Source organism: Carboxylicivirga sp. (assembly GCF_982718395.1).
Genome location: NZ_CEXQWX010000004.1, coordinates 74,114 through 98,989 on the forward strand (window position 1 = coordinate 74,114; position 24,876 = coordinate 98,989).

Annotated in this window: 21 protein-coding genes; 11 read left to right on the forward strand and 10 right to left on the reverse strand. The window is 38.9% G+C overall.

Going from position 1 to position 24,876, the window contains the following annotated elements:
- The first annotated feature begins 294 nt into the window (after positions 1 to 294).
- The 4 genes from AC4MRQ_RS01795 (at position 295) to AC4MRQ_RS01810 (ending at position 4,483) form a co-directional block, all read left to right on the forward strand.
- Positions 295 to 1,227: an ATP-binding cassette domain-containing protein gene (locus AC4MRQ_RS01795; protein WP_491195919.1), complete on the forward strand. Its 933-nt coding sequence runs from the start codon at positions 295 to 297 to the stop codon at positions 1,225 to 1,227.
- 64 nt (positions 1,228 to 1,291) lie between these two features.
- Complete coding sequence (locus AC4MRQ_RS01800) at positions 1,292 to 2,017, forward strand: ABC transporter permease subunit (protein WP_491195920.1); 726 nt, start codon at positions 1,292 to 1,294, stop codon at positions 2,015 to 2,017.
- 11 nt (positions 2,018 to 2,028) lie between these two features.
- Complete coding sequence (locus AC4MRQ_RS01805; protein WP_491195921.1) at positions 2,029 to 3,528, forward strand: GldG family protein; 1,500 nt, start codon at positions 2,029 to 2,031, stop codon at positions 3,526 to 3,528.
- Positions 3,521 to 4,483, forward strand: a complete 963-nt coding sequence (locus AC4MRQ_RS01810; RefSeq protein WP_491195922.1) for a DUF4340 domain-containing protein — start codon at positions 3,521 to 3,523, stop codon at positions 4,481 to 4,483. The genes AC4MRQ_RS01805 and AC4MRQ_RS01810 overlap by 8 nt, the downstream gene beginning before the upstream one ends.
- Positions 4,484 to 4,516: 33 nt before the next feature.
- Here AC4MRQ_RS01810 and AC4MRQ_RS01815 read toward each other — a convergent pair whose 3' ends face one another.
- The 3 genes from AC4MRQ_RS01815 to AC4MRQ_RS01825 form a co-directional block, all read right to left on the reverse strand.
- The gene (locus AC4MRQ_RS01815) at positions 4,517 to 5,407 is read right to left on the reverse strand and encodes a haloalkane dehalogenase (protein WP_491195923.1); all 891 of its coding nucleotides are present in this window, start codon (positions 5,405 to 5,407) and stop codon (positions 4,517 to 4,519) included.
- 51 nt (positions 5,408 to 5,458) lie between these two features.
- Positions 5,459 to 6,076, reverse strand: coding sequence for a short chain dehydrogenase (locus AC4MRQ_RS01820; RefSeq protein WP_491195924.1), 618 nt, complete (start codon positions 6,074 to 6,076; stop codon positions 5,459 to 5,461).
- Positions 6,077 to 6,259: 183 nt separating this feature from the next.
- A complete protein-coding gene (locus tag AC4MRQ_RS01825; RefSeq protein ID WP_491195925.1) occupies positions 6,260 to 7,234 on the reverse strand; it encodes a haloalkane dehalogenase in 975 nt (324 codons plus the stop codon).
- Positions 7,235 to 7,350: 116 nt separating this feature from the next.
- Between AC4MRQ_RS01825 and AC4MRQ_RS01830 the strand changes: the two genes are divergently transcribed.
- Both AC4MRQ_RS01830 and AC4MRQ_RS01835 read left to right on the forward strand, forming a co-directional pair.
- Entirely contained in the window at positions 7,351 to 7,719 is a 369-nt protein-coding gene (locus tag AC4MRQ_RS01830; protein ID WP_491195926.1) for a winged helix-turn-helix transcriptional regulator, read from the forward strand.
- Between the two features lie 218 nt (positions 7,720 to 7,937).
- Positions 7,938 to 9,572: a dipeptidyl-peptidase 3 family protein gene (locus AC4MRQ_RS01835; protein ID WP_491195927.1), complete on the forward strand. Its 1,635-nt coding sequence runs from the start codon at positions 7,938 to 7,940 to the stop codon at positions 9,570 to 9,572.
- A gap of 128 nt (positions 9,573 to 9,700) precedes the next feature.
- Here the strand turns inward: AC4MRQ_RS01835 and AC4MRQ_RS01840 are convergent, their stop codons facing one another.
- The 7 genes from AC4MRQ_RS01840 to AC4MRQ_RS01870 all read right to left on the reverse strand — a co-directional run bounded on the left by AC4MRQ_RS01840 (position 9,701) and on the right by AC4MRQ_RS01870 (position 18,539).
- On the reverse strand, positions 9,701 to 11,350 hold the full coding sequence (locus AC4MRQ_RS01840) for an FAD-dependent oxidoreductase (protein ID WP_491195928.1): 1,650 nt from the start codon (positions 11,348 to 11,350) through the stop codon (positions 9,701 to 9,703).
- Positions 11,351 to 11,391: 41 nt separating this feature from the next.
- Entirely contained in the window at positions 11,392 to 11,709 is a 318-nt protein-coding gene (locus AC4MRQ_RS01845) for a rhodanese-like domain-containing protein (RefSeq protein ID WP_491195929.1), read from the reverse strand.
- 192 nt (positions 11,710 to 11,901) lie between these two features.
- The gene (locus tag AC4MRQ_RS01850; protein ID WP_491195930.1) at positions 11,902 to 12,165 is read right to left on the reverse strand and encodes a rhodanese-like domain-containing protein; all 264 of its coding nucleotides are present in this window, start codon (positions 12,163 to 12,165) and stop codon (positions 11,902 to 11,904) included.
- A 227-nt stretch (positions 12,166 to 12,392) separates the two neighbouring features.
- Entirely contained in the window at positions 12,393 to 13,031 is a 639-nt protein-coding gene (locus AC4MRQ_RS01855; protein WP_491195931.1) for a Crp/Fnr family transcriptional regulator, read from the reverse strand.
- Between the two features lie 72 nt (positions 13,032 to 13,103).
- A complete protein-coding gene (locus AC4MRQ_RS01860) occupies positions 13,104 to 16,805 on the reverse strand; it encodes a metallophosphoesterase (protein ID WP_491195932.1) in 3,702 nt (1,233 codons plus the stop codon).
- Positions 16,805 to 17,677: an SdiA-regulated domain-containing protein gene (locus AC4MRQ_RS01865; protein WP_491195933.1), complete on the reverse strand. Its 873-nt coding sequence runs from the start codon at positions 17,675 to 17,677 to the stop codon at positions 16,805 to 16,807. Before AC4MRQ_RS01865 ends, AC4MRQ_RS01860 begins: the two co-directional genes overlap by 1 nt.
- Before the next feature lie 184 nt (positions 17,678 to 17,861).
- A complete protein-coding gene (locus tag AC4MRQ_RS01870; protein WP_491195934.1) occupies positions 17,862 to 18,539 on the reverse strand; it encodes a Pycsar system effector family protein in 678 nt (225 codons plus the stop codon).
- A 155-nt stretch (positions 18,540 to 18,694) separates the two neighbouring features.
- On the opposite strand from AC4MRQ_RS01870, the gene AC4MRQ_RS01875 reads away from it, so the two are divergent.
- The 5 genes from AC4MRQ_RS01875 (at position 18,695) to AC4MRQ_RS01895 (ending at position 24,800) form a co-directional block, all read left to right on the forward strand.
- The gene (locus tag AC4MRQ_RS01875) at positions 18,695 to 19,933 is read left to right on the forward strand and encodes a threonine/serine exporter family protein (RefSeq protein ID WP_491195935.1); all 1,239 of its coding nucleotides are present in this window, start codon (positions 18,695 to 18,697) and stop codon (positions 19,931 to 19,933) included.
- Positions 19,934 to 20,110: 177 nt separating this feature from the next.
- Positions 20,111 to 21,286, forward strand: coding sequence for a THUMP domain-containing class I SAM-dependent RNA methyltransferase (locus AC4MRQ_RS01880; RefSeq protein ID WP_491195936.1), 1,176 nt, complete (start codon positions 20,111 to 20,113; stop codon positions 21,284 to 21,286).
- Positions 21,287 to 21,324: 38 nt separating this feature from the next.
- Positions 21,325 to 22,281: an NAD(P)H-dependent flavin oxidoreductase gene (locus tag AC4MRQ_RS01885; protein ID WP_491195937.1), complete on the forward strand. Its 957-nt coding sequence runs from the start codon at positions 21,325 to 21,327 to the stop codon at positions 22,279 to 22,281.
- Positions 22,281 to 23,519: a M16 family metallopeptidase gene (locus AC4MRQ_RS01890; protein ID WP_491195938.1), complete on the forward strand. Its 1,239-nt coding sequence runs from the start codon at positions 22,281 to 22,283 to the stop codon at positions 23,517 to 23,519. Before AC4MRQ_RS01885 ends, AC4MRQ_RS01890 begins: the two co-directional genes overlap by 1 nt.
- A 3-nt stretch (positions 23,520 to 23,522) precedes the next feature.
- Positions 23,523 to 24,800, forward strand: coding sequence for a M16 family metallopeptidase (locus AC4MRQ_RS01895; RefSeq protein WP_491195939.1), 1,278 nt, complete (start codon positions 23,523 to 23,525; stop codon positions 24,798 to 24,800).
- Positions 24,801 to 24,876: the final 76 nt, after the last annotated feature.

Here is a 24,876-nt window from a genome sequence, read left to right on the forward strand (position 1 = left end):
AGATAGTATGTTTCGACCATTAACGCACTGGGAAAGCTCCTTCCTGGTACTGGGGAACATTCAATAAGGCACTGAGAAATAAACGTTTTCCTTCGATCAATTGATTCACCGAAAGCATATATAATATTTTTTGGTATCGTCATGATTTTATTGTCACTATTGCATTTAGCACACGCCAATTTAACATATTTCAGGTTAAAAGAAAGTTAAAGTCGGCATCGTTTTTTTGATGTTTTTTTACCCGCTTTTATTTTTGGGACTCTTACATGACAATTTCATAAAACATATATCGAAATGGACATTTGCGTACAAAACATTACTAAAACGTATGGTGCCCAAAAAGCTTTAGACGAACTCTCGTTTGAAGTAAAAACAGGAGAGATATTGGGTTTTCTTGGCCCTAATGGTGCTGGTAAAACAACTACCATGAAGGCCATTACATGCTACATTACACCCAATGAAGGCGATATCCTGGTGGGCGGTAAATCAGTGATGCAATCACCCGATGATGTCAAACAAAACATTGGCTATCTGCCAGAGAACAATCCATTGTATCTGGACATGCCAGTGATGGATTATTTAGCATTTATCGGCGAATTACAAGGCGTTGACAAAGCCGTGCTGGAAACTCAGCTACAAAAAATGGTGAGAATATGCGGACTTAACGCTGAGAAACACAAAAAGATTGGTGAACTGTCGAAAGGGTATCGTCAGCGTGTGGGCCTGGCACAGGCATTAATTCACGATCCGGAAGTACTGATACTGGATGAGCCAACAACCGGTCTGGACCCTAACCAAATTATAGAAATCCGCGAGTTGATTAAAGAAATTGGGAAGGAAAAAACGGTTATCCTGAGTTCGCACATCCTGGCAGAAGTTGAAGCTACCTGTGACCGTGTGTTAATCATCAACAAAGGGAAAATTGTTGCCAATGGTACGCCCGACGAATTAAGAAATCAGGCTCAGGGCAAAGAAATATTGAAGGTAGGCATTAGCGGTGGAGAAAAAAATGAGGTTTACAACGCATTGAACGGTTTATCAGAGATCGATGTGGTATCCTTTGCCGAAGATAACAACCAGTTGCTTGAAGTAGAGAGCCAGGGCGGACAATCATCGTGTGAAGCTATCTTTAAGCTCTGCTCTGCAAAAGGTTGGTATCTGACACAGCTCACACCTGTAGAAAAGAACCTCGAAGATGTATTCCGTGAATTAACGAAAGAGAATTAATCTTTCAGTTTGACCTGCGATGCCTATAATAAGGACTTGGTTGCAGGATTTAAAAATTAGAACAATGAAACAAATTTGGATCATTACAAAAAGAGAGCTGAAAGGGTATTTCGATTCCCTGATGGCTTATATATTAATCGTTGTATTTCTGGGTTTAAGTGGATTCTTCACCTGGCTATATGGCAACAATGATGTATTTTTTATTAACAGGGCCACAATGCAACCCTTTTTTGGCATTGCCTACTGGACCCTCTTTATCTTCATTCCGGCACTCACCATGAAACAGATTGCCGAAGAATATAAAACCGGAACCATAGAACTACTGCTAACCAAACCGGTATCTGACTGGCAGGTAGTAACGGGTAAGTTTCTGGCCACATTTTCACTCATTGTGATATCGCTTGCTTTAACCATTCCTTACTATATTTCAATCGCTTCCATTGGACCCATCGACCATGGTTCGGTACTTACCGGCTATCTGGGACTATTACTTATGAGTGCAGCTTATATTAGTCTGGGAATATTTGCCAGCAGTGTTACTTCCAATCAAATTGTTGCCTTTTTGCTGGCTCTGATTATCGGCATCTTTTTCCAAATTCTTTTTGGTATCAGCGCATCGGCCTTTTCTGGCACCACTGGTGATGTATTGGGCTACCTGGACATGCAGTATCACTACCAAAGTATTATTCGCGGAGTAATCGATAGTAAGAATATCATTTATTTCGCCTCAATCATTATGCTGGGTCTGATGGCCTCTGAACTTTCACTTGTTAAACGTAACATCAACTAAACAGCAAAATCATGTTAAACAAACGTCGATTTAATACGTACATCGTCTTAATAATCGGGATTTTGGTACTGGTCAATATGCTAGCTAACCGCTTCTTTTTCCGCATCGACTTTACCGAGGATCAACGTTATACATTAAGCGAAACAACCAAAGATATACTGGAAAGCATTACAGAGCCGGTAACTGTTACGGCTTACTTCTCTGAGGGCTTGCAACCGCAGTTTGATCAGCTTCGTCAGGACTTTAAAGATTTATTGGCCGAATACGCTACGCGATCAGGTCAGCAGGTCGTATACGAGTTTATTAACCCGAATGAAGATCCTATTCAGGAGCAAAAGGCTGTTCAGGCAGGTATTCAAACCGTGATGATCAATGCCCGTGAAAAAGACCAGACAACTACTAAGAAGGCTTTTATGGGGGCAGTTATTCAAATTGGTGAAGACACCGAGACCATTCCATTTATTCAGCCCGGTGCACAGATGGAGTATGCTTTAAGCACAGCCATAAAAAAGATGACTGTACCTGAGAAGGATGCCATCGGTTTTATTACCGGACATGGCGAGCCCGGATTAGCAGCAATGGCCCAGGTTGTGCAAGGACTGGATGTGTTATACGTTCCAGAAGATGTAACCTTGTCAGATAGTGTGAACCTGAGTAAGTACAAAACACTCGCATGGATCAACCCGCAAGATTCTATTCCTGCTGAGCACTTTCGGTATGTGGATGAATTCCTGAGTCAGGGAGGTAACTTGCTGGTGTCGTTCAATAAGGTAGATGCCCAACTACAACAAGGAATGGGTTTCGCCAAATATACCGGCATGGGAGACTGGTTGGCTAAAAAAGGATTAACGGTTGCAGAGGATTTTGTATTGGATGCCAATTGTGGTACGGTCAATGTACAACAACGTCAGGGTATGTTTACAGTTAATCGTCCTATAAACTTCCCTTACTTACCCATCTTATCCAATTTTGCCGAACATCCCATTACCGAAGGACTGGGCACAATGGTGATGCAGTTTGGTTCCTCCCTCAATTTTAATGGAGACAGTACCAAAACATTCACACCACTTGTGTTTACATCTGATAAATCGGGTACGCAGGCAGCTCCTGTTTATTTCAATATTGAACGTCAATGGACCGAAAACGACTTTAATTCACCGCGAATTGCTATAGCTGGTTTATTAGAAGATGGTGGGCATCAAATCGTTGTTATTACCGATGGTGATTTGGCTGTGAATGGAACCGGCCAGGAAATGCATCAGGTACAACCCGATAATGCCAACTTTGTAGTTAACGCCATTGACTATATGAGTGATGATACCGGCTTGATCCAATTACGCAGCAAGCAAATGAAGATGCGCCCGCTTGATCAGTTGGAAGAAGCCGATAAGAGCTTTTTAAAGATTCTCAACTTCACACTTCCATTGCTTATCATCTTCTTTATAGGTATTTACCGCTACCAAAGAAGAAAATTAACCAGACTAAAAAGAAAGGGGGAGAACTATGTTTAGAAAAGTAAAACTTAAAACTTTAAGTATCATATTTGGTGCTTTACTCATAACAACTGTAGGTGTACGATTGATGGATAATTCAACGGGTATCAACACTCTTAAACCAGTTCTATTTGATATAGATGCAGAGCAAGTCACATCCCTTATTATACAACCCCGGGTACTTAAGGGGCAAAACATTGAATTGAAGAAAGAGGGAAAACAATGGCGTGTATTGTCCGAAGGACATAACTATAACGGGGATGCCGCCACGATCATTAATCTTATCAGCCAGATTAATGGTCTTAAACCCATCCGTTTGGCGGCTCGAGATAAGAGTCGCTGGGAGAAGTTTGAGTTGACTGATTCATTGGCTTCAGTGGTGAAACTGATGGGAAGTAATGGCGAATTGGCTCAATTATACATTGGTAAGTTCTCTTATCAAATGCCTAAACAACAAATGCCGAATCAAAATCCGTATATGCGTCAGCAAGGCACCATGACCACTTACGTACGAAGTGGTGAGGATGAGGAAGTATTTGCTGTAGAAGGTTTCTTAGGTAGTTCCGTCAATCGTAATGCGGATGCCTTCCGTAACAAGCAAGTGGTAAAAGTCAACAAGGATGAGATTAACAAACTGACGTTTGAGTATCCGGCCGATAGTTCGTTTACCATGGTTAAAAACGAGAATGTATGGATGAGTGATGGTATCGCTTTAGATTCGGCCTCGGTAGCTAATTATTTATCCGGCATCAGCACATTAAATGCTGCATCATTTACCAATGAGGTTTTACAGCAACCTACTCATCGGGTTAAAATCCAAACAAACTCGGCTAAAACTATTGAGGCACATGCGAAACTGGAAGGTAATGAAGCTATTATGACATCAACCCAGAATCAGGGAAGTACCTTTAAAGAAAGGAAAAATCTTGTATTCGAAAAGTTGTTTACTTCAAAACAGAATTTACAAAAATAATTGTTCAGGAAGGGAGCTTTGATGCTCCCTTTCTTAATTAAGATTAAAAGATTTCTGATACCATTTCTTTAGCTCAGCACCAATGGTGTGTGGATGATCTTCCTGCACAAAATGGGTACCTTTCCCAAGTGAAACAGCAGTTGTATTTGGAAAGTTCTCTTTAATCCAATCCACCTCTTCTATGGGAATAAGCATCCCCGGATCAGCATAGAAAAACAATTTTGGGATATCCGACTGCTGTAACCATTGATTATACGCATCAACCGCATCGGCAGTGTGCTTGGGGCTTCCCTTTAAAGGAACATCTCTTGGAAATACATATACAGGTTTCCTGCTTTTTAATGTCTTAAATGGATGCAGGTAATTCGCCATTTCTTCTTCTGTGAGCCTTCTTTCAACCCAGTCCGGCAACATGTTTTTAACAAACATATTTCCAACACCCAACATCAACCAGCTGGTGAAGCGGGAACGCATCAACTTCATGGCCATTTTAAGACTGAAAGAAAGCTTGTTCCAGTCTTTCTGTTCATACATGGCCTCCATAAAGGCGATCCCCTTAATGTTATCACGATGCAAATTGGCATAATGAAATCCAAGTCCCGATCCCCAATCCTGCACAACAAGAGTGATATTTTTAAGTTTCAGCTTCTTAATAAACGCCTCGAGGTAAGCATAACTATCGGCAAATCCATAATCAATATCTGGTTTATCAGACTTGCCAAATCCTATTAGGTCCAGTGCTATCACCCGACCAACATCTTGCACATGTGGCATTATATTCCGCCAAATATAGGAAGAGGTCGGATTGCCATGAATAAATAAAATAGGATCACCCTCGCCCTCATCCACATAATGAATCCGGCTTCCTTTTATATCTATAAATTTTGAATGGTACGGAAATTTTTCAGATATACTGCTGTTCATACTTTTAAATATTTATCTCCCATACAAGCACACCGTATGGGAGATTCATTCTTACTTATCCAATTCAACAAGGCATTCGTCTACATTATACATTTGCCCCGATTCGTTTCGTTCTGCCACAGCTTTATACACTCTTGCTGTATCATCAGCCGACACAGAAAAAGGAGCATCCAGGTTAAACAGTTTCATTGATTCAGTCACCAAAGCCGGACGCACCACATTAATGCGGATATCTTTTGTTTTTTCAGCCTCTGCCGCCATAACAAAACCTTCTAAGCCCGCACATGCCATTGTTATGGCAGATGCTCCCGGGAAAGGTGTATGGCTGGCGGTACCTGTTGTTAAGGTGATAAAACCACCATCTTTAACATGCTTTAAACCTTCAAGAAGTACATTAACCTGTCCTTTTAGTTTACTATTCAAAGCCAGATCAATATCGGCGTCACTAATTTGATCAAGTGGCGCCAACATGGCCATTCCTGTGGTTGATATGACTCCATCTATGTCCTTAAAATCTTCAAACATCTTTGTAATTGATGCTTTATCTTCAATATCTATCTGGTAGTCGCCGCTGTTTTTGCCCACGGCAATCACTTCATGCTCACCTTTTAATAATTCGACAATTGCTTTACCGATGATTCCTGTTCCGCCTACTACTAAAATTTTCATGTGTTTAATTTTTTTGAGTTTATAATTGTGCTATACCTTAATTCCGCAAGTGGAATTTCATAGCCCGCAGATATCGCGGATTTTCGCTGAAAAGTGTATTCGCCTATTTGGATAAATAAAAATCTGCGATAATCTGCGCAATCAGCGGGAAACAGAAAAACTTGCGAATCTTAGGTATTATACTTAAAATCTTGTTTGTTTTAACCAATCCAGGATGCGATTTACCAGCATATCTGTCTGATCTTCCTGCAGAAAATGTGATGCATTACTAACAGTGATATGTGGTTGACCTTTAGCTCCTTTAAAATTGGTCTGGAATTTTTTGTCGTAACCCTGATCAGCCAGAAACGGATCTTTATCACTAAATAAGGTCAATACAGGATGATGCCATTGCTTAAGTTTTACCCAATCTTTATTTACTTCACTTAGGTCTGTTGCCACAATTTCAGGCATTTTTCGTGGTGCTCTGTAATAGTCCTCACCTGGGAATGGTGCATCATAAGCATCCTTTTCTGCCTGACTAAGTTCATTAGTTGTTAGCAATTGCATTACGTCCCCGATTTCAAGTCGTCCTGATCGCTTAAAGTATCCTACCCAATTTTTATAGTTTGTTTCTTTTTCCAAATCGTCAAGTGTAGGATTTCCGCTTTTAGCAATAGTTCTGTTAATTATCTTTGGTACCAACCACTTGGTTAGTCCCTTATACTCTGCTAAAGCTGTATTAGCCACTACAAGCCGATTAAGCCATTCAGGATTATTAGCTAATACTCTTAATCCTATCATACCTCCCCAATCCTGCATAAAAGCGGCTGCTCGCGTTATACCCAACTGCTTTACAAATTGCGAGATCCAGTGCACATGATTCTGATAACTGATATCGCTTGAATGAACCGGTTTATCTGACTTACCAAAACCAATTAAATCGGGTGCGATTACTCTAAAACCAGCCTTAACAAACTGGGGTATCATATGACGGTATAAATAACTCCAGGAAGGTTGACCATGAAAAAGGAAAATCGTTTTTCTATTATTCTTCCCTTCATCCAGATAATGTAAACGAAGTCCTCCGTCTAATTCCATAAAATTCGGCTCAAAAGGATAATCCTGTAAGTTATTAAATGCAGATTCTGGTGTTCTTACTTTTTCTATTGTCTTCATATCTAATGATCTTTGCGTTAGTTTTCTTTGCAAATATATTTTAGTAGATGTATATTTGCTAGCAGATATACAAAATATACCAGTATCCTCAAGGATACCACCAATAAAATTAAGAGATGGAAGAAATAAAGGAGAAGAAGCAAAAAACAATGAAAGACTGCAGTTCAAAAATTCTTGCAGTTAGAGATGCTTTGGAAATATTCAGTGGTAAATGGAAAATTCCAATTATTGGTGCATTGATCTATTTGGAAGAATCTGGTTTCAAAGACTTGCAACGAATGATTGGAGACATAACCCCCAAAATGCTTTCCAAAGAATTAAAAGAGTTGGAAATGAACCTTCTGGTAAAACGAACAGTATTGGATACTAGGCCTGTTACAGTTACCTACAGCATTACTGAGTATGGGAAAACCTGTCAATCGGTTATCTACGAACTGTATGAATGGGGAGAACGACACCGCCAAAAGATTAAAGAGGATATGTAAAAGATTAATGGTTTGTTAGATTATAGACCTTTAAAAAAGTCTCAGGTACAGAGTACAAAGTATCAAGACTATTTGCATGGTTGAAAATCTACTTATGGTTTTCTACCAGGATTTTGAAACCCTTCTCCTAGTCAGTATGACACTTATCCTTGTCTGCCTATATCAATATTTGTATTTTAACATCCAAAAGCTATTCTATCAACTCAAAACAAACATCTATGACTAAATTACTGATGCCATTAATGGCTATTTTATTTTTGGCTGCCTGCCAGCCAAAGGTTACCTACACAACTTCTGAAACTAATATCAAAGAGAAAGCTGACGAATTTATTCCCTTTAAGCTGACAACAGACTTATCTGTATTAACTGAGAAAGAAAAGCAAATGCTTCCGTTATTGTTTGAAGCGGCACAGATAATGGATGGTCTTTTCTGGAAACAGGCATGGGGCGACAAGCAGGAATTATTAGCCAACACGCCTGATGAAAGCCTGAAGCGTTTCATGATGATCAACTACGGACCGTGGGAACGCCTGAATGCCAACCAATCCTTTGTTGAAGGTATTGGTGCAAAACCGAAAGGTGCTCAATTCTATCCGGCTGATATGACCAAAGAAGAGTTTGAGGCTTTTGATCATCCTAAAAAATCGGATTTATATACCATTGTTAAGCGTAAAACTGACAAATCACTTGAAGTAGTTCCTTACAGTGAGGCCTACAAAGCTGAATTAACAAAAGTGAGTTCTCTACTTAAGCAAGCAGCCGAGTTAGCCGAGGATGAAGGTTTGAAAAACTATTTATCATTACGAGCTGAGGCATTGCTTAGCAATGATTATCTGGCAAGTGACATGGCTTGGATGGATATGAAAACCAACACCATTGATTTTGTGGTTGGTCCGATTGAAACTTATGAAGATGCATTGTATGGCAGCAAAGCAGCTTTTGAATCTTATATCCTGATTAAGGACAAAGAGTGGTCGGACAAACTGACTCGTTTTGCTTCGTTACTACCTCAACTACAGGAATCATTGCCTGTTGAAGCAGAATACAAAAAAGAAGTTCCGGGAACCGATAGTGATCTGGGCGCTTATGATGCTTTATACTATGCAGGCGATTGTAATGCCGGAAGCAAGACCATTGCTATCAACTTACCAAACGACCCTCAGGTACATATTGAAAAGGGTAGCCGCAAGTTACAGTTGAAAAACTCAATGCAGGCTAAGTTTGATAATATCTTGATCCCAATCAGCAAAGTATTGATTACTCCTGAGCAACAGAAGCATGTTAAATTCGATGCTTTCTTTGAAAACACAATGTTCCATGAAGTAGCTCATGGCTTGGGTATCAAAATGACTTTAGATGGTAATCAAAGCGTGCGCGAAGCCATGAAAGAAACCGCCTCGTCCATTGAAGAAGCTAAAGCGGATATCCTCGGACTTTACATGGTAACTAAGCTGGCTGAGATGGGAGAATTGCCAAACAAAGACTTGATGGATAATTACGTGACCTTTATGGCGGGTATCTTCCGTTCTGTTCGTTTTGGCGCTGCCAGCGCGCATGGTAAGGCAAATATGATGCGCTTCAATTATTTCCAGGAAACAGGAGCCTTTAGTTACGATAAAGAAACAGGTTACTACACGGTTGATTTTGATAAGATGACAGAAGCTATGAATAACCTTTCTGCTGAGATTCTAGTAATGCAAGGTGATGGTAATTACGAGAAAGCTAAGCAGATGCTTGCTGAAATGGGTACAATTCGTCCTGCTTTACAAGCTGACCTTGACCGAATTGCAGAAGCTGGTATTCCTCGTGATATTGTTTTTGTACAAGGTATGGAAGCTATTGGTTTAAATTAATTAGTTAAAGAATTCATTAACATACAAAAGGCGATTGCACACAGCAATCGCCTTTTTAATTATCCCAATACAACTCGTCACCCGACTAAATTGATTAATGTCTAGTTAGTCGGACAACGAGTTATTCGTTAATTCAAATAATTCCAAATGGTGTAGCCACCAGATAAATTATGTAGCTTTTCAAATCCATTTTGCTGTAGGATTAAGAAAGACAAATAACCTCGCAATCCTTTGGCGCAATACACATAAATTGTTTTTGTCTTATCAAGCTTATCAAGGTTATTTCTTAACTCGTCAACAGGAATTTCAAGAGCACCTTCTATCTTACCTAACTTAGTAATCTCTCCTTGCGTTCTTACATCCAGTATTTGGTATGTTATTTTATCTTCATTAGCGATAATATTTTTCAACTCCTCAACACTTACCTCACTATAGTTGGCGTTTAACGCATTTGACGACACATAACCTGATACTACAACCGGATCTTTAGCTGGTGAGAAAGGTGGTGCGTAAGCGAGATCAAGCTTTGGCAAATCAGAAATCTTCAATTTAGCGTAGATGGCTGTGCTCATCACATCAACACGCTTATCAACGCCATGTTCACCAAATATCTCACAACCTAAAATCGTTCCATCCTCCGGCTTATAATAGGTTTCAATAATCATCTCTTTCTGATCGGGATAATAGCCCGGTGTTGCTCCAGCCAGAATCAAATTAGTTTTAAAAGCAATACCCTTTTTATTCATAAACGAAGGGTTCATACCAGTACGTGCCAGTGTTTTTTCAAATACCTTAATGATAGCTGTCTTATAACCACCTTCAAAGGTATCGGAACCACCAGCCGCATTTTGCCCGGCAGTGCGACCTCCTTTATTAGAGTGTGTTCCCAAAGGCAGATAGTCATATTCACCTGTCTGCAGATTTTTGATACTGGCACAGTCTCCGGCTGCATAGATATCAGGCAACGAAGTTTCCATGCGCTCGTTCACCTTTAATGCTCCGTTAACAATGCAATCTGCTCCTTTGGATGTTAACATTTCAGTATTGGGGCGAATGCCAACACTCATTAATACATAATCTGTTTTAACCGATTTTGTATCTGATATTTTCACTTCTGTGATGTTACCTCCTTCTACTTTAAACTCTTTGACAAAGGTATCAGTAATCACCTCCACTCCATGTTGCTGCATAGTCTGGCGTGCAAAATGACTAAACTTAGGCTCCCACATTGGTAATACCTGTGAACTGCCTTCTATTAAAGTAACTTCTTTACCAAGCTCACGCAGGTTTTCAACCACCTCAACACCAATCAATCCTGCCCCCATTACGGTGATGTGCTTGGCTGATTCAGGAATTGCTTCTTTCATCACCTTATCGTAATCTTCAAGGCTGCGACATGGAGACCAATTGGTGGCAATCTCAATATTTTTAACTGGCGGAATAAATGTATGTGCACCGGCTGCATAAACCAGTTTATCATACTCATACTCACCTTTTGAAGTAACAATCTTATGCTCTTCCGGCAGAATTTCCATCACTTCTTCTTCAAGATGCATATCTACATTAAAGCGATTCTTTAGCAATTCAGCCTCAACCACAATCAGTTTTTTACGGCTGTTGATAACTCCCGATAGGGCATAAGGAATACCACAAGTTGCATAGCTGATATTGCTCGATTTTTCGAATAACAGGATTTCAGCATCCTCATTTTCACGACGTGCTTTAGCAGCAGCCGACGGTCCGGCAGATAATCCACCGATTATAATAATTCGTTTCATTCTATAAGTTTTTAAGTAAGTAGGCAGAAGAAAGTAGTTTATTAGCTGTTCATCCAACGGTTGAGTTTGTGCCAGCCTCCGGCATTATGAACTTCAGTAATTCCATTTTCAAGTAACATACCTTTTGCTGAAGCGCTTCGCATACCTGATGCGCAACAAACCACAAGCGGTGCATTTAATTTCTTAAGTTTTTTAATGGCTGAATCGTTTAACCGATCAAGTGGAATATTGAGTGAACCATCCACATTGCCATATTTAAATTCCTGAGGGGAGCGTACATCGACGATTTTAGCGCCTCTTTCAATAGCTTCCAGTACTTCCTGCTTCCTTTTTCCAAATAGTAAATCGAATAATCCCATAATGATGTATAATTGATGATATTTGACGTATGATGTTAATTAGTATCTCTATAAAAACAATCATTTTTAGGAATGGCTCTTAAGAAAACTTCAAGAGCAAGGCTTGCGAAGTTTTAAAACAGGGAGTTTACTTTCGTAAATGACCGTTTTCAAAATGAGTGTAACGCAGCTATTGGAGTTTTCTTATAGCAACTAGTTGTTCATATGCGCATTAACGACAGTCCACGGCCCGCCATCGTATATATCGGTTATTCCATTTTTGTGAAGGTAACCACATGCCGCATTGCTTCGTGCACCTGAAGCACAACATAAAATTAATGGCCCGTTTAGTTCTTTAATCTCTGCTAAACGATCCGGGATAGAATCCAGAGGTATATTGATTGATCCCGGCACATTTCCCATCTGAAATTCCTCAACTGTTCTCACATCGATTACAACAGCATTTTTTAAATCCATGATATATTATTTTTTTGTTTATTTCTGTTTTTGCGGTGGCAAAACTAATACCATGAAAAATTCTGTTTTGTGCTTTTGGTCACATAAGGGAGTTTTGGGGTTTGACAGATTCGAGGTGAGACTATTACACGGCATGCATAGTCGCGCCTCGAATAAACTTACCTCCTTAGCATCTCAAAGATGCTTAGGAAGTGCACGTTAACTCGAAACTGTAAACCTGAAACATGTTAAAGGTTCACTATTTCCACTTTATTCCGAGACAATCTGATCTTACCCAATTTCTCCAATTGTTTAAGTAATCTGGAAACAACCTCACGTGAGGTGTGTAAATCATCAGCTATTTCCTGATGGGTACCTAACAGAATTTTAGTATTACGCTCTTCTGATAATTGCATAAGGTAATCAACCAATCGTTCATCCATCTTTTTAAAAGCAATACTATCGATGGTATGTAATAGTTCCTCGAAACGCAGGCGGTACGACTGCATAATAAAGCTACGCCATCCGGCATATTTTTTCATCCAATCCTCCATACATTGAATAGGCACCATAATGGCAGTAACGGTCTCGATAACTGTTGCCCGGACTTCACTCTTTGCCCTTTCCATACAACATGATAAAGTAGAAGCACATGTATCACCACCATTTAAATAGTAAAGTAACAATTCATTACCATCATTATCTTCCCGAACTACTTTGATCACACCTTCGGTTAGTAAAGGCATAGCTACCACATCATCACCAATCTCAATAAAGTTATTCCCAGCATCTAATGTCTTGCTTGTACAATAACGCTCCATTTCAGCCAATAAAGTAGGCTCGATTAATATGGGAAACTTACGTTTTATTAATTCTTTTATATCCATTGTCAGGGTTTTAGTTGCTGCGAAATTAAAGAATGTTTATTGCGACACCAATTACACCATAAAGAATTCAGATTAGAAATTATAAGACATTCTGAAGCTAAAATAGTGACCTTCTTTTGTATACGAGTAATAGGGTTGCAAAACAACCATTTCCAATACATCCATCCACATACCAAGTGTTTGACTGTGATGCCAGGTATCAGACTCTTCGCCATCTAACCAAACGCGTCCCACATCAAAACCTCCTAAAACACCTATATCCATTGGCAAATAGCGATTATCCAAATCAAACAATTGCAATCTTAAATCCAGATTTTCATAAAAAGCTTTCTCTCCCCGGAATCGGTTGTTTCTGAATCCACGCAGGTATGTTCTGTTACCTAAGCTGGGATACTGATAGAATTGAGCCTCGCCATTGATAGATTGATATCCTACATTATTAGCCAATACCAATTGCGGATGGCTAAGTATTGCAAGGTAGGCCTGAACACTGGTTCCAAAACTCCATAATTCATTAGTATTGGTTACATCATTGGTATAGGCTAAAGATGCATTAAATCGCAGTCCATTCGTGGGCTTCGTTTCTCTGTCTACATAGTTGATATGATACATCAGTTTTCCACCAACGAAACTATGTCTTTCAAACTCCTCTTCACTGAAACCAATCTCAGGGTCCTGACTGACACGTCCATCTGTATCCTCCAGACGAACCGATTCGAAAGTTGGTCCAAATTTTAAGTTGATAAAGGAGTTCTGGCTTTTGAAACTGATTAATGGTTCCACTTTGATGGCCCGCTTTCGAACCCAGTTGTATTGCTTCTCTAAATCGTGATTGATTGATTCATTGCCATACCCAAAGAAGTTTTCAATGGTCGGATAATCAATATGAATGGAAGGGTAAAAGTCAACGTTCTTCATTAACTCAGGGAAATGCCCTTCATACATAAACATAAAGGCATCCTGACTACCAGGTGCCACCAGAGCGGCAATTAACTGTTTTGATTGATAAGGTTCTTTTCGCCAGGCATGATTTGTCCAGGTATGTGTTACCCCTAACCAAACACCATCATCGTATGTATAACCACCTCTTAATAACGGCAGATTTGTGTTGTATCTGAATCCATAACGATCATATTCATTAACATCTACCTCATCGGAGGTATTGTCTTTAATTCCCTCACCCACCATCTCTATACCTTCTATGGTATCATAAGCATAAAGCTTTCTTCCTTTGGTATTGTTGATGAGTTTATCCTTATCTTCTCCCCCAATGATTCTTACTTTGATTGACTGATTGTCGGCCCCTGAAATAATAAACTCATCTTTACCTCTTAATCCATACAATCTAACTTCCTTTGTTTCATCAGGATGAAATGTACGCTGATATTTCAGTAAATTACCTTTTGATTTACGTTTTACAGAATACTTTACCTCTAATCGACCATCCTCGAAATGTTGTAACTCAAACAGATCATCATTATCTGTCGCAGAAACTTCCACTTCGGAGCTGATAAAATCGTATAGCTTACGTGAAATCTCTAACATGTTTTCCCGACGCTCCTTCAATAGATCAATGACCTCTTTATTCTGCTCTCTCACTTCAGGTGGCAATGCCAATAATGATGAATCAATGACGTCATCTGTCATACTGGCCTGTAGCTCTTTTGTAATTTTCTCCCACTCATCCCATTCAAGGTCATTCAAAAAATAGCGGTCGAAATAGCGAGCATTAAACGACAGGTTTTTAACATCTCGTACATTGCCTTTCATAGTTTTAAACTTTTTCATCAGGAAGGTAGATACATAAACAGGTATCACACCTTCGAACTTGTAAAAAACCTGGTCGCGATCGCGGGGGATAGGTCTGTAAATAGTTTGATCATCTTGCTCAAAAGAAGCCCAGCGCCATTGGTCATCGTGCCTGTCCCAATCATGGATAAACAGGTCGAACAAACGTGATTTAAGCACCCATTCCTGATCAACAAAGTGATTTTTCTTCTCCCTGAGGATTTCCAGCAAATCAGTGTATCCGATGATATCTTTGGAGTTTCCAAAATAATCTGCATCACGCCAATCGCCGGATGGTCGTTGTTCTAATAAATACAGTTCTTCAGGGAAAAACGCATTGTAGTTCCCCAACCCTTGCTGATGTTTCAGATATACCAATTCGGGTTGTGTTGAATAGATGCCCGCTGCTTTAGACAAAGAAGGAATCATCAAAGCTCCATATGGATGGCTAGCCGAATTTTGGTCTTTCATGATATTAAGTGCCTTCATATTAGCAAACTTAGCATCAACCAGTTTGGTATAATCTTTATTGATTGATCTTAAAATATATTGCTGTCCGTTTTCTTTTTCCACGCGAAGCGAATTGGATGACATACCTCCACCTTTTTTAATAGGTGTTAGTCCGCCATGTTTGGATTCAAGATCAATGGTCGGAACTTGTACATCGGTAGCCCATATCGTTCTGTACTGACTGCCCAACCAGAACTTCATAAAATTACTTCCTTCAAACATCTTGTTAGCAGCAATGACAGTATCTTTACTTGAAACAGGCAGATAACTTATCTCAGTTTTAATTGCGCCTGCTTTCGGTTTTCTCATCTGCTTTCGGAATTCCAAAACAGGCTCTGCTCCAAATTCAGCTACTGTATAATATTCGATCCACACCTCAGCATTGCTATAAAAATCAATTTTTACATATCCCCTCGCCTCACTCGAATATTCAGTTTCGCCACCTGCTGCTGCATAGGTCACTTTACTGCCTGAACCACTGATAACATGCTTTATTTCTTCATCGTCGAAATATTGAAGGTTATGCTCATGTCCAGATGCAAAAGTGACATTCACGTCCCATTTCTCAGCGGCATCCGTTAATCCACTGATAAATTCCTGATATAGATGATGACTGATATCCTGGACTGATCCTGTTGTTTGTCTGAACACAGGGTAGGCTGATCCAATAACCGGCAATGGTATCCACAAGTTGCCATTTACTTCACGAAGTGGAAAAAGGTGGTGATTAAATGAAAAATATCCTCCATGTGTACCATTACTTTTCATTGGATGATGCATAAAAACAACCAGTTCGTCATTCTTATAGTTCATGAAAATTTCTTCCATGCGCACCAATAAATCCCCCCTGGTCTTGATATCACAGCCCTTGTTCATTTTTTTCTCACTATCCCAGTCATGCAACCACCATTGGGAATCAATAAAAACATATACCAGGTCTTTGCTTACTTTAACCACCTTTGGGTCTCCACACCCATCACTTGGGTAGAACTTGACCTTCTTATCGAAATCATCATCATAGAATGATTCGACATACTTCTCCTGCCGCTTAATTCTTTTCAGTCCACCTTTTTTTCCCTTTTTCCAATCGTGATTACCTGCTATAAAGTAGGTATTGCCATTGACCGATTGTGCCAACTTAAGTTGTGATTCCAGGATTGACTCACTCAGTTGTCGTTCTTCATTTTTTTTAGATGGCAACCCTAATGGATAGATATTATCACCAAGAAACACCAAGTCTGTTGGAGCTTGTGTTCTCCTCAAATGCCTTTCTACAGTTGATAGCACAAAGTTCTGTCCATTTAATTCATCATCCAACTGTCCGGCATCCCCAACCAGGAATAATGTTCGTTGAGGGGATTCAGACGGCCCTTTGGATTCCTGTTGCCAATTAGCTTCCTCTGTACTATAATATGGAGCCTTCACTGTTGAACATCCTAACGCCAACAATGAGAAAAATAATATCGTCCACTTCATTAATTCTGAACTTTAAATTTTAGCAACTTACCTCTTCCTCCTTTGCCCTCAGATGCAATAAACAAATTGCCTTCAGAATCAAAACATATACTCTCAGGCTGAGGTAATTTGTTTATATCCAGAAAAACAAGGTATTCAGCAATTTGTTGATCATCGTATACCAATAAAGTGCTTCCTCGGGCAGATAAAATAAAACGTTGTTGAGTTTGAGGATGTATGGCTATTCCAGAAGGTGAAAAGCGTTTAAGACGCCAGATTTGATTAGCATCCAGATCATGTTCTTTTGCCTGCTCAACCAATTTATCGACCTTAATCTTAATTGCTTTCTTCGAAGCCAGCTCCTTGGTTTCTAAATCATATTTATATACCGCCTTAACTCCCTTTTTATTATCCTTAGTCTGCCCTTTACAAGCTATCAATAAACTGTGTGAATCCCTATCATAACAAAGTCCCTCAGTATCATTTTTTGCTGATAACCCCGTTTCTATTACTTTGGTTTTGTCTTTTTCTACATTATAACGATACAATTTACCATTGCTTTTTAGCACATAAATATGCTTGCCCGCAATTGCTATACCTTCATAATCTCCGTTTTTATGAAAATCATATAAAACTTCACTTGTTCCTGACTCGGGGGCAATCTGGTAAATTTTACCTTTTTCGTCATTGATGGCTAACAATGTATTCTTTGTCTGGTCAAAATCCAACCCTGATATTTCCTGAAGATCATAATGTAACTCCCATTGCTGAGAAGGTTTCTCAAACTGATAGCCGGACGAAATGTCCGCTTGTATTTCCCACACCTGACTTCCCAAATTATTGCAGGAGCAAATAAGCATAAGGAAAGGCAGAACTCTCAAAAAGTTTAACATCTGTGTACTATTTCAAAAATTTTATCAAAGAAAGATAAGAAATCATTTAGAAACACATCAATGTTCACCAATTGATAAGAATCAAGAATCAAGCGACAATGTTGCTTAATAAAATATTACGGGAATAAGCATTTAAACTATTTACTTCTAACATCCAGCATTATAGAATCCTAATGAACTATTATTAAAAGAAACTATATAGAAATATACCTATACTGATGAAAAAAGAGATTAGGAAAATGTTATAAGACAACTGAAGCAGTTGATATTTACATAACGTATAATGACTCAGCATAAAACTGGCTCGTACTTGATTCCCCACCTGCAAGTCTTGATTTCGGACAACAGCGTCCATTGATTTTTCATATTCTTCTAATCCAACCCGTTTGATCATCATAAAGCTATTGTATTTAAAATCCGAATACTTCTCCTTCATTTCCCTGTGGTATTTAAATAAGCGATGAACATAAGCTCCAATCGGACTTGCAGTTAACAGGGAAAGTACGAGTGAAATACCACTTCCGACTAATAAAACAAGACTAATGATATTTCCATTTTCGACATACACATCAACCTTTTGATTAAAAACAATTAATAAGGAAATGATAGTGGTATTAATTCGCACCATTATCATGGCCTTTCTGTCTGCCATGATCATTTTATTTATTAAAACCTTAAAATGATTTCTGAAAAAGGTGCTTAAGGCCTTTCGGGGCTCTTGCTTCGTATCATATAGCTTTTTCTTCTTTTTCTTTTTGGGAGGTATTTCACCTTTACTCTCTTCCTCAACCAATACATCATCTTCCAGAACTACATCGAAAGTTTCTAATACAATTGATTCACTTGTAAGATTTGAAGTCATGTCCGCCAGGTTAATTTTACACATCTACATATATAGATGCAAAGATATAAAATTATAGATATACCAGACAAATATCAGTTTAAGCCCAGACTATTCTTCATTAAATCTTAGCTAACTTTGCGCAATTGACATGGCATGCTTAACACATTTACTAGATGCAAATTCCTCAACAGTATAAATTCATTGTACAACTTGGCAAAGCGCTCCACACTTTTGGTGTACCATCTTATAAATCTCAACAATACCTGACTGAAATTGCCAATAAAAAAGGCATCAAAGGCAGTTTTATGGATACTCCAACGTGGATCAACTATGTATTTTATGAAGAAGACGAACATACCTACAATCATGTTGAATGTGTGCCACCTGGTGAACTTAACCTGGGTGCCCTGTCTTCGGTAGTAGAAATAACCAACAATGTAATAAACAATGATATTTCGTTTGAAGGTGCAAAAGGTAAAATACAAGCATTGTACAATGCAAAATCACCATATAGTAAAATAATTGAGCTCTTATCATTTATGATTTCGGCCGGTGCTTTTTGTATTATTCTAAATACCAATTGGCTTTCAGTAATTGTTGCCACATTAATTGGAGCACTTGTTTATGGAGTTACATTATTGGCTAAATACTCCAGCTATTTGCGAAGTACCTTAGAGTCGATGGTTGCTTTTATGGCCACCATCATCACAGGCATGCTTTCACAAATATTACCCGACCTAAATATCTCGATGACCATATTGGCATCTATTATCATTTTTATACCCGGATTATCGTTGACAACGGCACTTGAGGAGATTACTTCGAGAAGCCTTGTTTCCGGAACTGCCAAACTATTTGATGCATTGGTATCCTTATTCAAACAGTTTTTTGGTGTCGTGCTTGGGCTCGCGCTTCTGCCTTTAGTAATCGAAATAAAACCACATCCTGTTGTTGATAATATTCCGGCATGGGTTGATTTTATTGCAATACTTTTTTTGTCATTAAGCCTGATGCCTGTTTTTAAAGTCAGAATTAAAGATATTCCATTGGGTGTTTTAACAGGGTTTATATGTTTTTACACTACAATGATGCTCGATTTTACCGGTATATTGGTCAGTATATTTTTGGGCACGATTGTCGCTGTAACTACCAGTAAAATATTTGCTCATATCACCAAAGTACCTCGTTTGGTATATTTAATTCCCGGAATCATCATGTTAGTTCCCGGAAGTAAGGCTTTTATTGGATTGAGTACAATGTTTTTAGAAACACAGGTAAGCAACGGTTATATGGGTGAGCAAGTCCTTTATATTTTTATGGGTATTATTGGCGGCTTAATTTTTTCGGGCACATTCATGGATAAACGTTTAGTAAACAATGCCAATAGAACAGATCAAATATTTAAGCGATAAAATATCCGAACGTTAAGAATTGTAAAAGAACACCGTATTCAAAAGCATCAAATAGCTTGTTAGTATTAAGTTTTGTACCTTTGCGGCCTCTTTTCTCACAAAAGATCAGAAGCTATTATAACAAACTGTTATTAAATGGATAACAGACTTTAAAGATTTATTGAAAAACGCATTCGCATGAAATTATTAGTAAAAACCTTTCATGGTTTAGAGGAAGTATTGGCAGAGGAATTAAAAGAAATTGGTGCCAAGGATGTTACACCCATTAAAAGAGCAGTAAGTTGCAATGGCGATAAGGAAGTATTGTATAAGGCTAATCTGCACCTGCGAACAGCGTTGCGTGTTCTTGTTCCGGTTTTAAAGTTTAAAGCCAAAACAGAAGACGAACTTTACCAAAATATATACAAGTTTGACTGGTCTGCTTATATGACTGAGGAAAATACATTTGCCATTGATGCAGTTGCTTTCTCAGATTTTTTCAAGCACACCAAATATCTGGCTTTGAAAACAAAAGATGCGATTGTGGACCAGTTCAGAGATAAGAATGGACAGCGTCCTTCCGTTAATGTTGACAAGCCCGACCTTCAGGTAAATGTGCATGTATCGCACGATCAATTCACTGTTTCACTCGACAGCTCAGTTGAGTCGCTTCACCGCAGAGGGTATCGCAATCCACATCATAAAGCACCACTCAATGAAGTATTGGCTGCAGGTATGTTGAAAATTGCTAAATGGCACAAAGACATTCCTTTAATTGACCCGATGTGCGGAACTGGCACTATTCTGATGGAAGCTGCTATGATAGCATGTGACATGCCTCCGGCTTTTAAACGTAAGCACTTCGGTTTTATGTCTTGGGCTGATTTTGACAAAGCACTTTGGGAAAAGATCTATACAGAGGCTGAAAACAAAATCCGTTATCCAAAAGTCAATATTGTTGGTGGTGATAATAATCCACAAGCCATTGATATGGCCAAAACAGCTTCACTCGATTTCAGATTGAATCGACAAATTCGTATTGTTCGTTCGAACATGGAAGACCATATGCCGCCAGCACCTCGTGGAATGATGATTACCAACCCTCCATATGGTGAGCGATTGACAAAAGATAACATCAACGAATTCTACAAAAAAATTGGTTCACATCTTAAGAGAAATTACACCGATTGGCAGGCATGGATAATTACTTCCAATTTTGATGCATTGAAACATGTTGGACTGCGACCTGATTCAAAATACACATTATATAACGGTCCACTTGAGTGTAAGTTTGTTGCTTACGATATGTTCGAAGGTGAGATGAAAGAATTTAAGAAGAAAGTCAACCGAACCAAAAGACGAATTGATAGTTGATATAGGAAGTCAAATATTATTGATTTCAAACAAACAGCATGCAAAACAGAATAACAGAACTTTTTAATATACAATACCCTATCATTCAGGGAGGAATGGTTTGGTGCAGTGGTTGGCGTTTGGCGTCAGCTGTGAGCAATAATGGTGGACTTGGTTTATTAGGTTCCGGCTCCATGTATCCGGAAGTGTTACGCGAGCACATTCAGAAAATGAAAAAAGCCACTGATAAACCATGGGGCGTTAATGTACCATTGCTCTATCCTAACATCAAAGAGTTAATGGATATTATCGTTGAAGAAGGGGTGAAAATTGTTTTCACATCAGCCGGTAACCCTGCCAAGTGGACTGGCTTCCTGAAAGAGAACGATATTACTGTTGTTCATGTTATTGCCAATGGTCGCTTTGCAAAGAAATGCGAAGAAGTAGGTGTAGATGCCATTGTTGCTGAAGGGTTTGAAGCAGGTGGTCATAACGGGCGTGAAGAAACAACTACTCTGACACTGATCCCATCTATTCGTCAACAAACTAATTTGCCTTTGATCTCCGCTGGTGGAATAGGAACCGGTAAAGGAATGTTTGCCGCAATGGCACTTGGAGCAGAAGGTGTACAGATAGGCTCACGTTTCGCCATCACAGAAGAGTCATCGGCGCATGATGCATTTAAAAAGTTAGTGGTTGAAACAGGCGAAGGAGGAACTTTACTCTCTTTGAAAAAATTGGCACCTGTTCGTTTAATTAAAAATGCATTTTTCGAACAAGTGCATGAAGCTGAGAGAGCCGGGGCATCAACACTTGATTTACAAAAATTATTAGGTAAAGGTCGGGCTAAAAAAGGCATTTTCGAAGGCGATCTGGTTGAAGGTGAACTGGAAATCGGTCAGGTATCTTCTTTAATAACTGATATCAAACCAGTTAGCAAAGTTATCTCCGACTTACTACAAGAATACCGGCAGATCCGCGAAGATGTTACTAATAATCAACGATTTGAATTTTAATGATTAACATACAAAAACAAACACTGTCCAATGGTTTGCGTGTTGTTGTACATGTCGATAAAAGTACTCCATTAGCGGCTGTGAATGTATTATACAATGTTGGCTCAAAAAACGAGCAGCCAGATAAAACAGGATTTGCTCACCTTTTTGAACACCTCATGTTTGGTGGCAGCAAAAATATTCCTTCATATGATGCCCCTTTGCAAACTGTAGGTGGTGATAACAATGCCTGGACAAGCTGCGATATTACCAACTATTACCTGACATTGCCGACAGCTAACATTGAAACCGGATTCTGGCTTGAGTCTGATCGTATGCTGGAATTGGATTTCTCAGAAGAAAGTCTGGAAGTACAACGCAAGGTAGTTATTGAGGAATTTAAACAACGCTACCTGAATCAGCCTTATGGTGACTTACCCTTGTTAATCGGTCCACTGGCCTACAAAGTGCATCCTTATCAATGGCCAACTATTGGGAAAGAAATCTCACACATAGAAAATGCCACCTTGGCAGATTTCAAAGATTTCTTCTATAGCCATTATGCTCCTAATAATGCGATTCTTTGTGTTAGTGGGAATGTTGATCCAGATCAGGTTTTTAAACTGGCTGAAAAGTGGTTTGGCGGTATTCCACATCGGCAATTAGCTAATGACAAAATTCCTGTTGAGCCAAAACAAACCGAAGAACGAAAACTGGAAGTTGAACGTAAGGTCCCTGCCGATATGATTCATAAAGTTTTCCATATTGGCAGCCGTACAGATGACGATTTTTATTCGGTTGATCTACTATCAGATGTTTTATCAAACGGTCCGTCCTCTCGATTAATTCAATCACTGGTTAAAGAACAACAGTTATTCAGCGATGTGAATGCCTATATTTCGGGAGATCATCATCCTGGATTATTTACCATTACCGGTCGATTGCTTCCAACAACTTCTATGGAACAAGCTGAGGCAGCAATAAATCAACAGTTGAATATGATCAGTTCTGATTTGGTTAGTGATTATGAACTTCAAAAGGTTAAAAATAAGATAGAATCTTCACTTGTATTTTCTGAGATAAGCTTCCTGAACAAGGCAATGAACCTTGCTTCGTTTGAACTACTTGGAAAAGCAGAAAACATTAACGAAGAAGTTTATAAGTATCAGGCTGTATCTGCTCACAACATCCTTGATTCGGCCAGGGAGACTTTCCGCCCAGATAACTGTTCCACTTTGTACTACCATTCCAGCAAATAAACAATGAGTATCAACAGAACATTAGCACCCGAATATAAAAACATCGATACCTTTGATCTATTACCCATTGAAACATTTGAATTGGATAATGGTATTCAAGTGCATTTGATGCAGGCCGGCTCGCAAGAAGTAACCAAATTAGATTTTTTATTTCCGGCTGGTTCAATTCAGGCCAATAAACCACTCCTGGCATCCATCACTAACAAAGCACTTATTGAAGGAACAAGCAATTTAACCGGAGCTGAAATATCAGAAAAAATAGATTTTTATGGAGCCTTCATTGGGCAACAGGCACAATTTCATCATTCCATTGTTACTCTGGTAACACTTTCGCACTTTTTGCCACAAACACTTGAAATTCTTGAAGATGTTATCAAAAATCCCACTTTTAAGCAAAAAGAGATTGATACGTTACTCAATAAACGCAAGCAAGAATATTTGATTGAAAGTGACAAGGTAAAGACTTTAGCCACTAGGGCTTTTACTCAAAACCTCTATGGTAAAGAGCATCCATACGGAAACTATTTATCAATGAGTGATTTCGAGAAAATATCACGGCAAGATGTTATTCAGTTTCATAAGCAGGCATATATTCCTAAAGGAACACATATTATTGTATCGGGGCAGCCGGGCAGTGAATTAAAAACACTATTGAACCGGTACTTCGGACAAACCTGGTCAAAGGAAGAGCCAATGCCAGACATGAAACCCAAACTGGATGGTCCGTTTGAAAGTGAATTATTTGTATGTAAAGATGACGCTCTTCAGTCTTCTATTAAGATAGGGATTCCACTTTTTAACAAGAAGCATCCTGACTTCCACGGAATGCAGATTCTTAATGCAGTATTAGGTGGCTACTTTGGCTCCAGGTTGATGACCAACATTCGCGAAGAGAAAGGGTTGACCTATGGTATTTCATCCTTTATAATGACTTATAAGCACTGTGGCTTTTTAGTGATCAGTTCTGACGTAAGAGCTGAAAACAGAGACTTGGCGGTGAAAGAGATTTTTTATGAAATAAAAAAGTTAAGGGACGAAGCAATTAGCGATGAAGAATTAAACCTAGTCAGAAATTTTCTCATTGGCGATATGATTCGGAATTTTGATGGCCCATTTGCCACATCAGATAATTATCGCGGACTAATCGATTTGAATCTATCACCCGACTACTTTAATCAGTTCTTCAGCAAATTGGTTAACATTTCGTCGGAGAAACTCCAGAAACTGGCTCAAAAGTATCTGAAAGAAGAAGATATTATTACGGTTATTGCTGGTAAATAAACATTTCAGAATCTGACTGCTTTAACATCCAATTGCCCATAAACACTAAAGACCAAACACATAACTCAACAAAAAG

What these genes read in the sequence shown, in the direction of transcription:
- AC4MRQ_RS01845 (WP_491195929.1), bottom strand. Translation starts at nt 11,709, where the DNA reads ATGGGATTATTCGATTTACTATTTGGAAAAAGGAAGCAGGAAGTACTG.
- AC4MRQ_RS01840 (WP_491195928.1), bottom strand. Translation starts at nt 11,350, where the DNA reads ATGAAACGAATTATTATAATCGGTGGATTATCTGCCGGACCGTCGGCT.
- AC4MRQ_RS01795 (WP_491195919.1), top strand. Translation starts at nt 295, where the DNA reads ATGGACATTTGCGTACAAAACATTACTAAAACGTATGGTGCCCAAAAA.
- AC4MRQ_RS01865 (WP_491195933.1), bottom strand. Translation starts at nt 17,677, where the DNA reads ATGTTAAACTTTTTGAGAGTTCTGCCTTTCCTTATGCTTATTTGCTCC.
- AC4MRQ_RS01805 (WP_491195921.1), top strand. Translation starts at nt 2,029, where the DNA reads ATGTTAAACAAACGTCGATTTAATACGTACATCGTCTTAATAATCGGG.
- AC4MRQ_RS01855 (WP_491195931.1), bottom strand. Translation starts at nt 13,031, where the DNA reads ATGGATATAAAAGAATTAATAAAACGTAAGTTTCCCATATTAATCGAG.
- AC4MRQ_RS01825 (WP_491195925.1), bottom strand. Translation starts at nt 7,234, where the DNA reads ATGAAGACAATAGAAAAAGTAAGAACACCAGAATCTGCATTTAATAAC.
- AC4MRQ_RS01895 (WP_491195939.1), top strand. Translation starts at nt 23,523, where the DNA reads ATGAGTATCAACAGAACATTAGCACCCGAATATAAAAACATCGATACC.
- AC4MRQ_RS01830 (WP_491195926.1), top strand. Translation starts at nt 7,351, where the DNA reads ATGGAAGAAATAAAGGAGAAGAAGCAAAAAACAATGAAAGACTGCAGT.
- AC4MRQ_RS01880 (WP_491195936.1), top strand. Translation starts at nt 20,111, where the DNA reads ATGAAATTATTAGTAAAAACCTTTCATGGTTTAGAGGAAGTATTGGCA.
- AC4MRQ_RS01885 (WP_491195937.1), top strand. Translation starts at nt 21,325, where the DNA reads ATGCAAAACAGAATAACAGAACTTTTTAATATACAATACCCTATCATT.
- AC4MRQ_RS01850 (WP_491195930.1), bottom strand. Translation starts at nt 12,165, where the DNA reads ATGGATTTAAAAAATGCTGTTGTAATCGATGTGAGAACAGTTGAGGAA.
- AC4MRQ_RS01835 (WP_491195927.1), top strand. Translation starts at nt 7,938, where the DNA reads ATGACTAAATTACTGATGCCATTAATGGCTATTTTATTTTTGGCTGCC.
- AC4MRQ_RS01875 (WP_491195935.1), top strand. Translation starts at nt 18,695, where the DNA reads ATGCAAATTCCTCAACAGTATAAATTCATTGTACAACTTGGCAAAGCG.
- AC4MRQ_RS01800 (WP_491195920.1), top strand. Translation starts at nt 1,292, where the DNA reads ATGAAACAAATTTGGATCATTACAAAAAGAGAGCTGAAAGGGTATTTC.
- AC4MRQ_RS01810 (WP_491195922.1), top strand. Translation starts at nt 3,521, where the DNA reads ATGTTTAGAAAAGTAAAACTTAAAACTTTAAGTATCATATTTGGTGCT.
- AC4MRQ_RS01870 (WP_491195934.1), bottom strand. Translation starts at nt 18,539, where the DNA reads ATGACTTCAAATCTTACAAGTGAATCAATTGTATTAGAAACTTTCGAT.
- AC4MRQ_RS01890 (WP_491195938.1), top strand. Translation starts at nt 22,281, where the DNA reads ATGATTAACATACAAAAACAAACACTGTCCAATGGTTTGCGTGTTGTT.
- AC4MRQ_RS01820 (WP_491195924.1), bottom strand. Translation starts at nt 6,076, where the DNA reads ATGAAAATTTTAGTAGTAGGCGGAACAGGAATCATCGGTAAAGCAATT.
- AC4MRQ_RS01815 (WP_491195923.1), bottom strand. Translation starts at nt 5,407, where the DNA reads ATGAACAGCAGTATATCTGAAAAATTTCCGTACCATTCAAAATTTATA.
- AC4MRQ_RS01860 (WP_491195932.1), bottom strand. Translation starts at nt 16,805, where the DNA reads ATGAAGTGGACGATATTATTTTTCTCATTGTTGGCGTTAGGATGTTCA.